The organism is Microcoleus sp. BR0-C5, assembly GCF_036705045.1.
Classification (GTDB): domain Bacteria; phylum Cyanobacteriota; class Cyanobacteriia; order Cyanobacteriales; family Microcoleaceae; genus Microcoleus.
This window is the reverse complement of record NZ_JAUBTR010000043.1, coordinates 42616-55426: the sequence shown is the minus strand read 5'-3', so window position 1 is coordinate 55426 and position 12811 is coordinate 42616. Positions and strand designations below refer to the sequence as shown.

Annotated in this window: 7 protein-coding genes; 1 reads left to right on the top strand and 6 read right to left on the bottom strand. The window is 44.4% G+C overall.

Annotation, left to right across the window (positions count from 1 at the left end; translation table 11 throughout):
• The 5 genes from QUB08_RS20150 to QUB08_RS20130 form a co-directional block, all read right to left on the bottom strand.
• The coding region (locus QUB08_RS20150; RefSeq protein ID WP_333226459.1) for a tetratricopeptide repeat protein at positions 1–1148 on the bottom strand (1148 nt) is incomplete at its 3' end.
• On the bottom strand, positions 1141–5232 hold the full coding sequence (locus QUB08_RS20145; RefSeq protein WP_333226457.1) for a tetratricopeptide repeat protein: 4092 nt from the start codon (positions 5230–5232) through the stop codon (positions 1141–1143). The genes QUB08_RS20150 and QUB08_RS20145, both read right to left, overlap by 8 nt.
• Before the next feature lie 24 nt (positions 5233–5256).
• On the bottom strand, positions 5257–8040 hold the full coding sequence (locus QUB08_RS20140; protein WP_333226455.1) for a tetratricopeptide repeat protein: 2784 nt from the start codon (positions 8038–8040) through the stop codon (positions 5257–5259).
• Positions 8041–8243: 203 nt separating this feature from the next.
• Positions 8244–8372, bottom strand: coding sequence for a hypothetical protein (locus tag QUB08_RS20135; RefSeq protein ID WP_333226453.1), 129 nt, complete (start codon positions 8370–8372; stop codon positions 8244–8246).
• A 118-nt stretch (positions 8373–8490) separates the two neighbouring features.
• The gene (locus tag QUB08_RS20130) at positions 8491–9354 is read right to left on the bottom strand and encodes a calcium-binding protein (RefSeq protein WP_333226451.1); all 864 of its coding nucleotides are present in this window, start codon (positions 9352–9354) and stop codon (positions 8491–8493) included.
• An 866-nt stretch (positions 9355–10220) separates the two neighbouring features.
• On the opposite strand from QUB08_RS20130, the gene QUB08_RS32190 reads away from it, so the two are divergent.
• Positions 10221–10340, top strand: a complete 120-nt coding sequence (locus QUB08_RS32190) for a transposase (RefSeq protein WP_445300402.1) — start codon at positions 10221–10223, stop codon at positions 10338–10340.
• A gap of 1927 nt (positions 10341–12267) precedes the next feature.
• Here the strand turns inward: QUB08_RS32190 and QUB08_RS20125 are convergent.
• On the bottom strand, positions 12268–12720 hold the full coding sequence (locus QUB08_RS20125) for a hypothetical protein (RefSeq protein WP_333226449.1): 453 nt from the start codon (positions 12718–12720) through the stop codon (positions 12268–12270).
• Positions 12721–12811 lie beyond the last annotated feature (91 nt).

The following is a 12811-nucleotide window of genomic DNA, read 5'->3' as shown; positions in this document are numbered from 1 at the left end:
ACAGGCATCTTGCCTGTATCTGCTTGTGGAACAGGCATCTTGCCTGTATCTGCTTGTGGAACAGGCATCTTGCCTGTATCTGCTTGTGGAACAGGCATCTTGCCTGTTCTCTTACTGATAATAGATGCAAAACTTTGTTTAAAACTAACAGTTTGATAACAGCTAATCGCCTCGGCAATTTTACATTGCCTCGTCAAAACTTCTCCCAAATTCAGATAAGGCCAAAAAGCCTCCGGTTTAGCTGCAACAACTTCGCGGCACAAGTTCTCAACTTCATCTAGCTTGTTTTGCCTAACAAAAACTTCCCACAAATTGTAATAAAACCACCAAGGAAGATCGGGAGTTATTTCTATTGCTTGGAAAAATGCCGCCGCAGCTTCCTCCCAATATTTTTGGTGGCTCAGAACAGCACCTAAATTGTAATAAGACCAGCAATCATCGGGTTTTTGGGCGACTGTTGCGCGAGATGAGGCTAATGCGCTATTGCACTTTTCTTGCTGCTGCAACAACTCCTCTAATTTCGCTGAAACATTACCATAATTAGGCAGAGCTGTCAAGAGATCTTGGTAAATAATAATTGCGCTTTTTGGGCGATCGTACTTAGCTAAATTCTCTCCTAACTGCAAATAAAATCCCCAATTTTCCGGTGTAATTTGCAATTGATATTGTTCTAAAACCAACTTTAAATCCGACTCAGTTTGTCCGAGAGCATATCCCAACTTCTCGTAAATTCCCGGCAAATCTCCGTCAATTTCAATAGCTTTTAAATACGTCGCAATAGCTTCATCCCACTGTTTTAGTTTAGTTAAAGCGTCGCCTAAATTGCAAAAAGACCAAGCAAAATCCGAGTTGAGTGCAATCTCGCAGCGGTAAGCAGCAGCAGCTTCTTCCCATTGCCGAAGTTTCTGCAAAGCATCGCCCAAATTGTGATAAGACCAGGAAAAATCTGGATTTAACTCAACAGCTTTTTTGTAAGCAGCCACAGCTTCCTCCCATTTTTCAAGTTTCAGCAAAACATCGCCCAAACTGTGATAAGACCAAGAAAAATTAGGATTTAATTCAATAGCTTTTTTGTACGCAGCAACAGACTCATCAAACCGACCGCTTTCTTGCAGGGAATTCCCCAAATCGTGGTAGTCATTATCCATGCAAAACTCCTGCAATAGTCAGTAATTTTTCCAGCGAGTTCAAATCCACCCGCATATCTTTATGTCCAGGAGATTTCTGAGTTGGGTTATCCACCAAATCGCCAAGTAAATAGTAATGTTCCAAACCGCACAAATTGCTAATCATCCAATAACAATGCGGAACATAAAGGGGAGAAAAAATCTCAATTACCTTGGTTCCCGGACTGCAGAAAACTAGATTAGTCAACCCCCCGCCATGAGGTGCGACAACTACTTTAGCAGCAGCCAAACACGATGCTTGTTCCGCTATCGACATCGTTTCTAACTTGACACTGCGAAACCCAAATTTTTCTAAGTATTTAATTACCTCTTCATCGTTGACGAGCCGCCGATAGGATGCTTGTTGACGGGTGATATAAATTCGCTCTGAATAGTCTGTGTTTAGTGGCTGTTGTTTCTTTAAAAATGTCTCTTTGAGATATTCACACTTCCATTTAGAAACCGCCCCCGATCCGTCATAAGATATTGACGGAACTATTAATTTATCGGCTGTAATGTGTAAATTGCAGCGACTTTCTAAAAGTTTATCTTGAGGAATTCCTAAAGTATCTAAAGTTTCTGCTTGATAGGAAGAATCCCAGGCATTGACAACAAACTTATCTATAGTTTCTATCAATCGGCTCCGCTGCAAAAGGTCAAATCGGGTAATCACATCAAACATCCAATGAAAATAAGCAGCTCCCCCCCAGCGAGCCGATAAAAAAGCCACATTTCCATCAACGTGTTCAGCGGGAGGCAATTTGTCGGAAGTGATTACCAATTCAGCACAGCCCATTGAAATATCAGCAACAAGTTTATTGTCTGAAGTAATCACAGCGGTAGTCACAACATCTGCCCAAGCTCGTCCGTTTGGCAATACGGCAACAAAAGCTTTTCTGGAATGACTTTGATGTTCCCAAAATCTGCGGCTGCTGTCGATTGTTTTGGAATCAGATAAATTGATTTGACTCGCAGGATGGATGTCAATGCAGGTGAGGTGCGGATTGGATTCTGCTGCAACGGTCAAATCTTCTCTAAACCCACAGTATTTTTTGAGAATACTTAAGGGTAAGATTAGATTGCTGTATTCTCCCCGATCGCTCTCATTGACTTCTCCTTGTTGTTCCATAGCATAACCTATATTATCGTATGCTTCAAACAAATCGGGTTTAATTTGCAGGGCTTGAACTAAATTAGTGATTGCAGGTTCCCACTGCTGTTTAGCCATTAAACTCAAACCCAATCCTTCGTAACACCAACAGGATTTTGGATCGAAATTGATGCCTTTTTCATAAATGGCGATCGCCCTTTCCAATTCCCCTTGATTCCGCAGTGCATCACCCAACTTTTTGTACAGCCAACTATGATCAGATTCTAGCTCAATAGCACGATCAAAAGCCCCTGCTGCTTCGGGCCAATTTTCTTGTAATTCCAGAAGTTCCCCCAAACTATTGTACAGCCAACAATCATTGGGGTTTAATTCAATAGCTTTGCGGTAAGCCACCGTCGCTTCTTCCCAATTTTCTAGTGCAACTAAAGCCCTACCTAATCTCTCGTAAGACCAACAAAAATCGGGATTGAGTTCAACTAACTTGCGGTAAGCAACAGCAGCTTCCTCCAACTCAGAAAGCTCCATCAGCACCTCGCCTAAATTGTTGTAAGTCCAACAAAAATCGGGATTTAACTCAATAGCTTTGCGGTAAGCAGCAGCGGCTTCGCCGTGTTCATCCATCGCCTGCAAAGTTTCTCCCAAAAATTGGTAAGACCAACTAAAATTAGGGTTGAGTGCGATCGCCCGTTGGTAAGCGGCCCGAGCTTCGTCAAATAGTTCTTTTTTTTGCAAACTTTTACCCAACTTGTGGTAAGTTATGTAGTTGCCAGACTTAATTTTAATAGCTGTTTGATAGCGGGCGATCGCCTCATCCAAATAACCGGAATTCGCCGCAATATCCCCCAACTTTTCCCAACCTAGAGACAACAGAGTTTGCTCCTCGCCCAAACTTTGATTGCCTATTTTTTTAACAATCAGTTGATAGCCTTTGTGTACAACTTCCAACTGACTTCCAAACATCTCCAAAAAAACATCTATCCCAATTTTAGTATCTTGCTCCGGGCTGTCGGGAAACGTAAACTCGTAATCGTCAAAAATCATCAATCCCCCAACTTTCACCAACCTCCAAGATAAAATCGCATCTTGCAGAGCACTGGTGGGTTTGTGGCAGCCGTCAATGTAAGCAACGTCGTAATATTCCGAAGTCAAATTCACTAACACATCTTGAGAGTAACCTTCTAATTCAATTACCCGATCTGCTGCTCCCGTTTTAACAATATTGCCCTTAAAAGGTTGTTGGAAATACAAATCAATACAAGTAATCTTTGCCGTCGGATGAGTTAAAATATTATCCAGCAGCCAGCAAGCAGACATTCCCTGAAAACTGCCGATTTCCACAACTTGAAAATCCGCAATTCCGGTAAATTCCTGCAAATGCCGTTGCCAAATAGGAATATTGTGGGTAAACCAATCTTGGGTAAATTGATAATCTTTTGCCGCACAATCACCCCAACCCCTCAATTCGCTCGCTTTTTGGTGACAAATAATTGCTTCTTCTAATTCCCCTAATTGGGGTAAAATATTTCCTAAATCGTTGTAAGGCTTAGAATTGCTCGGCTCGATTTCAATTTGGCGACGGTAAGTGGCAATTTGTGCGTAGAACTCCTGTTGTTTTGCCCGAACCTCATCCAGTTGGGCGACAACTTCCGCAGCATTGGGTTCAATTTGCAGTGCCATACTATAAAATACGATCGCACCTTCCAACTGCTTCTGTTTTGCTAAACTATTGCCTAAATTTATATAAAACTCCGCTCCATCTAACTCAATTCCCAGCAAGTTGTGGTAATTTTTCCCGCTTGCAAGTACCTCAATAGCTTGACAATAAGTTTCGATTGTGCTGTCTAAACCCGATTCGCTGCGCTTCCGCAAAACATATCCCAACCTCTGATTGATTCCGGTCAAATTCGGCTCAATCTGAACCGCGTGCAGGTAAGCAGCCACAGCTTCATCCCAGGATTGTTCGCAGGTTAAGGCAACTCCCAAATTGACATAAAACCAAGGAATATTGGGATTTCTTGCAATAGCTTTGCGGTAGCAACTAATAGCTTCGGACCACAGTTCTTTATGAGCTAAAGCGTCCCCTAAGCAATTGTATGCCCAGTAGGAATTATCATTAATTTCCAGAGTCTGACGGTAACATTTAATAGCTGCATCAAAGTCGCGTTTTTGTGCGAAAACATTACCTAAACCCACGTAAGCACGAGCATAATTTGGATTGAGTTCGAGGCTTTTGTTGTAACAGGCGATCGCCCGATCCAATTCTCCTCGCTCCGCCCAAGTCTTACCCAAACTGTGGTAAGATTCAAAAGAATTTGGATTGATGGCAATGGCTTGTCGGTAATTGGCGATCGCCTCATCCCACCGTTTCTGACCAACCAGCATTTCTCCCAAATTGTGATAAGCTGTTGCCAGTTTCGGGTTTAACTCAACTGCCCGCGAATAACATTCTCTAGCCCGATCGAACTTTCCCAATTCAACCAAACTATTTCCCAGAGTGACGTGCTCCTCAGCAGTTGCCCAATTCGGCTCGATATTAAAAGCTTGATACCAACAGTCTGCCGCCTCTTCTCGCTTCTCTAACTGCGTCCAAATTCTCGCCAACTGCCGATAAACAGCAGCAAAATTCGGCGCTAGCGAAATTGCTTTTTCACAATTGGCGATCGCCTTTTCCCACTGTTTTTCTTGAGAATACAAAATGCCGAGATTAGCATAAACTTCCGGCAAATTTGGATTGCGATCAATTGCCGATTCATACCACTGCTTAGCTTGCTCGATTTCACCTCGAACCTGCATCACCTTTCCCAGCGTCTGGCAAGCGGCAGCCAAATTCGGTTCAATTTTCAACGCTGACTCGCAAGCAGCAACTGCCTCATTCAACTTTCCTTCGGCTAAATAAACTTCTGCTTGCCGACTCAAATCAACCGCTGCCTTTTCCATCTTCTCAATCGAGGGCATAATTAAACTTTCTCCAGACACCAACTAACCCAAACCCACCACCTCAACCATCCTTTTCAGCGAACTCAAGTTCACCAAAATATCCTCTGTCAGCGAATTCTGATACATCAACTGTCTAATAGGATAGCATTCAAAAGCCTCGCCCGCTAAAAAGTAATGTTCCAACTGCAAATATTGACTGATTCCCCAGTAATAATGGCTGATATAGTGAGGCGACACCAACTCAATTACTTTAGTTCCCTGGCTACAAAAAATCGTATTTGTCAAGCCGCTGCCGTGGGCGGCAACTATTACCTCAGCGTGGTAAAAATGAGCAATTTGCTCTGCCAAAGACATCGACTCAGGAAAAATTGAAACAAAGCCAAAGTTCTCCAAAACCTCAACCACATCTTCCTCATTCAAAACTCGTCGATATCTTGCTTTGCTGCGGCTGATATAAATGCGTCTTGGATAGCTGAAACTAGGTAGAATTCCCTTGAGAAACTCCCGCCTCAAAAAATCCATCGCCCACCCAGAAGGCCAGCCTAAATATCCCGCAAAAGAAGGTACAATCAACTCGGTTGCTTGTATGTGAGGCAAGCGATCGCTCTCCAAGACTTTCTCTTCGGGAATGCCCATAATTCTTAGACTTTCCCGCTGAAATTGGTGTTGACAACTATTCACTAAAAACCAATCAATATCCGCCAAATCCCTACCGCTGTGCCGCAGCAATTCTATCCGCGGCAAAACATCAACCATCCAGTGAAAATAGACATTTCCCGACAAACCAGAAAGCACCGCCACGCTGCCGTCAATTTGCTTGAGAGACGGGAAGGAGTCTAACTGAAAAACGCTGTGTTTCCTCACATCATGCTTTTCGCATCCAGGTAAAAACCCCGGATAATCTCTCGACACATCAGCCAATAAATAATTGTCAGGAGTAATTACAGCGATCGCCTTACAAATCAGCCAATAATTTTCCTGCGGCACAATCCAAACTCGCCCGTTGGGAATTGCAGCCACAAAAGTCTTTGGCGACTCCACAGGTAGCGGTTGCGAGTTGGACAAACGGCAAACTCCCCAACCCAAATGCACCGGATCGAACCACTTAGAAAGTCGCTGCAAACACAGCCCGCAAGTTAACCCGGCACAATCGGAATTTGCCAATTGGGAATTGGATCTCGCCAATTGGGAATTCGGAATATTTTCTGCACTTGCGTCTGGTGCAGGTTTCCAAAATATTTCCACATAATTGTCAGCATCCAACTTAGCATTAACCAGCCAATCCCAACTAGATAAATAAATAGCGTGAGGAGGTTTTATAGAAGTGTTATCTGGCAAGATAAAACTCTGTTTTTTCCACTCTTTCTTCTCTCCATACCCGTGCAATTGCAAGTCTAAAACTTTTTGATAATAATCGAGCGCCCGTTCCCAGCGCCCCTGTTTTTCCAGCAGTTTTGCCAACTCAAAATAAACCTGCGGTAAAGCAGGTTGAATCGTCAAAGCCATGCGGTAAACTGCAATTGCTGCAATGAACCGCTTTTGCTGGGCTAAGGAATTTCCCACCCGCCAGTAAATCTCTGCATTCTGTGGTTGAATTTGCAAAGCTTTTTGATAATAAGCGGCGGCAGATTCGTGTCCGCCATACTCTGTTAAAGCATTTCCCAAATGCAAGTAAATTTCGGCTAAATTATCGCAGATTTCAGCAATTGGTAATTGGGCATTGGGCATTGGGCATTGGGCATTGGGAATAGTTTCTTTTTCTTCCCTCTTCCCTCTTCCTTCTTCCTTCTTCCTTCCAGTTAGTGCTGTGAGAAATCGATCGCACGCAGCGATCGCCCTTGAGAATTCATCATCATCTACCGCCGCAACTCTGCGCCTGTCTCCCAAGCGACAGTAAGCCTCAACAAAATCAGGCTTCAGAGCTATCGCCCGCTCAAAATAAGACATGGCGTCAGCAATTTTGCCCAAAACCATCAAAGAAAACCCGGCGTCTGTATAGCCCGAAATATAGTCGGAATTGAGCTCTATCGCGCGATCGAAACAAGCAAGCGCCGCCGAATGTTCCCCCTGTAATTGCCACGCTTTCCCCAGATTGTAGTGAGCCAAAACCATGTCCGGCTCCAACTCAATAGCTGTGAGGTAAGATGCGATCGCCCTTTCCGGAGTTTTGTCCAGGAAGGCTTGGCCCAAATTATTGTGCAGCGTCGCCCAATCCGGCTTAATCTCGATCGCCCGCTGGTAAACTTCGAGCGCCTCAGCAGCGCGATCGTCCTTTAGCAAAATCACACCCAGATTGCTGTAAGCTTTCACATAATCCGGCGCCACGGCAATCACCTGTCGGTAGGTATCCATTGCCTCTTCGAGCTGACTATTTTCATCTAAAACCACAGCCAGATTGTATAAAGCATCAAGATAATCCGGTTTTTGGGCGATCGCATTTCGGTAACACTCGATCGCCCCCAACAAATTACCCTGCTTGTGAAAAACATTTCCCAAGTTATAATGAACTTCTGCCCAATCTGGTTTCAAATCCAGAGCTTGTCGGTAGTGAAAAACCGCCTCATCCAGCCACGCATACTCGCTGTAAAGTTGACCCAAATAAGCATGAGCCCGAAAAAACTGGGGCGAAATCTCCAAAGCTTGCACAAAAGCGTCTCTTGCCGCCGTCGGATCGCCTTGAGCTTCGAGAATTTCGCCTAAAGTCGTGTAAGCCGAGGGCGAAAACGGTTGAAGTTCGATCGCCTTTTTGCAAAAATCGATCGCCTCAGTTAACTTCCCCCGGTTCAAATAAATTTGGGCTTGCCGGATATATTCTTCAGTGCTCATTGCTCGCGGTGCAGTTGCGGTTTCTTTACCGCTTCAGTAAAACCTAGAAATTCTAATTTAAAAACTTTGTATTTATATTTCAATACGCTTGGGTTAAAAATATTTATTCCGGGCGAGATCCCTTGCAGCATCCCCCTGATTGTTGGGCGACGCAAGAGTAAGTTCTTGCCCCCCCTTGTAGGGGCGGTGCCCCCGTGCCCGCCCTAGGCGCCGGGGGGATCGAGCTTAACCCAACCGTATTGATTTATCTTTTTCCCGATCGGGCGATCGATTAATTTTATCAATAACTGTCGATCGATTTTTTTAAACTGCCCCTGCTTCAGTTCCTGCATTGAATATTTCAACCTCACCCCGCTTGTGGCAGAGTGAGGTTGAAATCCTTTAAAACTACCGGCTTTGTGAGAACAGCCCCGAATCTGATCCGGTGCCGCCCCACAACAGCCAATTGTTTTAGAACAACTCGAAGTTGTTCGAGGTAATCGTCAGGTTAGGCTGCAACTGAGCAACAGTTAGCACTCCGCTGGTGCCGTTGAAGAACAACTTACCGCTTGTTGGGTCGTAGACCAACTTGTTCGTCGTGGCAGATCCTGGAGTAGCTTCGTTGAAACCAGAAACGACGACAAACTCGCTTGCCTCGAACGTGCTGCCCAAACCAGCGAACACACCGCCCTGCTTCAAGCGGATCTTATCTTCGCCTGGGGTAAAGTCAGTGATCGTGTCTACCCCATATTCGCCACCGCTGGAGAAGAAGTAGAACGTATCGCTGCCAGCACCGCCCGTCAGGACATCACTTCCTCTGTCGCCAGAGATAAAGTCATTCCCAGCGCCACCATCGACAGTATCGTTGTCTTTACCGCCGTAGAGAACGTCGTTGCCGTCGCCGCCGCTGACAACATCCCTGCCTTGGCCGCCAAAGACTGTATCGCTGCCACCTCCACCGAGTACGGTGTCGTTGCCTCTGTCGCCAGAAATTAAGTCATTGCCATCACCGCCGTCTACGAGGTCATCACCTTTACCGCCAAAGATGAAGTCATCGCCTGTGCCGCCAGCGACCACATCGCTGCCACTGCCTGAAAGGATGGTATCGTTGCCGTCTGCGCCGCCGACACTGTCATTGCCGCCGCCCGATATAATCAGCTCGTTGCCACTGCCACCAGCGATGACATCAGCGCCCGCAAAAGTCTGGATGATATCGCTGCCGGGGCCGCCGCTCAACCTGTTGTCGCCTTGGGTGCCGATAACGGTAAAGCCACCGCCACCGACACCTCCAGATAGTGAACTTGCTGGTTGTGTTGGATTTGTTACCTGTGTCATTTACACTCCTCCTAAAAGATCAATCATTTTTCTACAATACACTTTTCCCTCCAAAGGGATTCAATAAATGAAACCGGACATCGGTTGAGACCCTAATTGACCCGGCTGCTATAAGCTGTCATGTAATTTAAATTGTCAGCAGCGAGCCTGGGAGCGCGAGTTGAATCCTGTATTCGTTGAGCAGCAAATCTCGGTTGTTTCCTGCTTTTGACTCTCGACTCCACCACTGCCTCCTCTAACACGAAAATATTCCACTTAAACGTTTGCGAGTTTACCATAATGACCGTCGGTGTGGCTAGTCATTATTAAAACAATACCCGGAAGATACACAGAGACCATTTTTAATGGGAGTATGCTCTCAAGATTGAGAAGTTGCACCGGGCCCGCGGGCACTGTCGATCGCCGGAGAGTTCTAGCGCCCGCAATGGGGCTGGAACTGAGCTGCGAGTTCTTTTAAGTACACTGTTGTTGACTTGACTTTTGATTTTCGCCAATAGTTCCCCAGAAATCAAAATTTTTTAGCTGGCTTTGAAAGCAAGCCCGCGCACGCTGGAGGCCGTATTTAATCAAAAGTGCTTCCCAACACAGTCCCTCACGGACTTTTGAGCCTCATCACCTTGATGTTTCCAGCCAAATCCCTCACGCTCAATGTAGGATTTTGGCTAAAAAACCCAGTTTTGCAACCCCTCTCCGTCATTTCAACCATGAGCCGCATCCATCCGCACAATCAGACAATGTAGCGATCGTCTTTTGGTGAAGTTGGGATGAACGGTTGGCCGGTAGATTTGTGACGGTACTGTCACTAGATTTTTGATTTTTGATTTTTGATTTAGTCCACAGATGAATCGCAGTTATGGGTTGGCGCAATTGTAGTTATGGATAATTTACCTGTTCATAATGCTGAAGCCGCCAATTTTTTGATGGTATCTATCGGCTCCCAAGTAAAATTATTACCTCCATACTCGCCGGATTTATCTCCCATCTAGTTGTAGTGGGCAAAAATCCAAGCTATTTTCCGTTTTGAAGCATATAGCAATCCTAAATGATTCAGATAAATTTGTAGGGGTAGTGCCTCCGTGCCTACCCCCTATCTATCGGGCAACCGGGCGTGGGATTGCCCCTACAATAATTATGCAAATGATGCGAGGATTGCTATATCTACCTTCAACTCTTCGGGATGAAGCGATTACTAAACCTATTAATGCTCTTACTGATGAAAATGCTTGACGATCATTTCATCACTCTGCTCTCTTTGGAGAACCAATTAATATAGATAATTTTTTTGGTACATTCGATCGCTCATACCTGTGAGGAAAAATATTAACTTTTTAGCAAAGAGTTTTTCACTAATTGTTGTTAACTTCGAGCTGATCGTTAACGATTAGCAAATTTTCCGAAATTTAATTCGGCATTAATTGAGAGAAAATCTCTAATATTTATTCCTAGCGGTGTGCTGCTAGTTGCGCGGGTGACGCGTTGGAATTGCTCTGGCTATCGTACCTGTAGATTTGAGCGTCACTCTCGAAAATATAATTGATGGAAGTAGCTCCATAGTATGCCAGCGCTAGCAGCGACAATAGATGAAGAACTCTATAAATTGGTTTCTCAGATACTTCGTTCATTTTGACTCCTACTTTTTATGCAAATAACGAATTTGGATACCATGACGGCACTTTTTTTTAGAAGTTCCCAAACGTCTCGCACCTCTAAAAATTTCGCTGGCTCCCGTTATACACTCCTGATGAGCGATCGCCCAAAATAAGTCGTACTTGAGATTTGAAACTGTTTTTGTTGCCTATTTCATATTGCAGTTTCTGCCTTGAATTGTCTATCTAACTGCGGTAAGAGTTAGGCTATTTGGGCGCAAACGAACTCTACATTTTCCTGTTTAGAGCTGCTACGATTTGAAGAAAGGGAGCTGGAAAAGGTTAAAGGGCAAAGAGCCTAGCTGTTTTTCAACGCCTAGCCAGCATTTTCCCACCTTCGATTAATGGTAGGTAGCAGCCGGAAGTATAAAAATTCTTAAGTTGGCCAGCGGCAGGCAAAAATATGTCTGAAGTTATATTTTTGCAAGCAACAGGCCATGTTACATTACATATTAATTTTGATCTTGGTTGAGATGGCAGATAATTTTTGAGTAAAAAAATGTTGCGGTCGCTGTCGGACAATGTGAGTCTGACAATTTTGACTGAACAATTTTAACTGAGCCACACCCTTAAATCACGGTATGACAGAATAAAATTAGGCATCAGTCGATTGGAGACTTCGGCGTGAGACGTTGGCGAGGGCGATCGTCAATCTCGCTTAGTTGAACGATTGGAGATTTGAGATTTATTCCACAGATGAATCTGAGAGCTTGAACAAGACCCTAAAATTTTGCGCTGCTGCCGACTTCTGTCGGAAACTTGTATCCGTTTTTGGGCTCGGTCAATCGATTTTAGATTTGAGATTTTAGATTAAAGAATTGAAGCATTAGACCTCTTGCAAAAATAACTAGGACGGGATCTCCGGCCCATCCCACAAAAAACATTTTTTCTTGTGGAACGGGCCGGAGATCCCGTTCCACAATTTGATTAAAAGGACTTTTGCAAGAGGTCTATTGACCCCACGGATAAATACGTTCGGCAAGTTTCATCGGATACAGGTTTTTTATTTCTGGGTCCTGAGTCTGCTTTCGGAATGAATCCGCGGGCTTGTATCCTGGATGCTTGATTGTCACAAAGCAGAAGGCAGAATTTGATAGCTGTAAAAAAATACTGTTTTAGGATTCAGAATTTTTATAGGGTTCTACCTTCTAGATGCCTTTTTTTTACAATTAAACAAGATAAATTACTCGCTGCCCGGAGCGATGCACGCCGAATAATTTAGGACGAGATCAGCGACTGTGTTGAAGCCAGTTACTTCCACAATTTATTAGAATTCTTGCTCGCATTGAGCTGTTTTTACAACAGACTTTTTGCTGGTAATTTGCACAAGGGATAGGGGCAGAACAACAGGCCAAACGAGAGGGCCGATGATTAAGGCTATCCAAGATATCACGTCTTTTTTAGATGTCGCAGTATCATTCAAAAAACTTTTGAACCAAACAAGAAAAACGATTAAGGCAATCGAAAAGTAGCTAATCATTATCATTTTTTTACCTGCCTGCCTATAGATGCGATAGGAGTATTTATAATTATTGTATCTCAGGCCGTGGCTCGCCGATCGCAGCTTTATGCCCTGATCTGCAAGCTGCCAGTGTCTAAAACCAAAAGTTTCACAGCTATCCAAGTCCATAGCCTGCGAGGTTGAGCGCACATACTCCTGCTGCCCAGCGGCGCGAGGCGCTAAAAGTCTTGCACTCAGGACTTTTCGAGGTTTTGTCAAACCTTGAGGCTACCACCCTAATTATAGCTTATGCGATCGAGGTCTTGGGTTTTATGTGATTGAAATCACGTATACTGGCAGACTTAGGTCA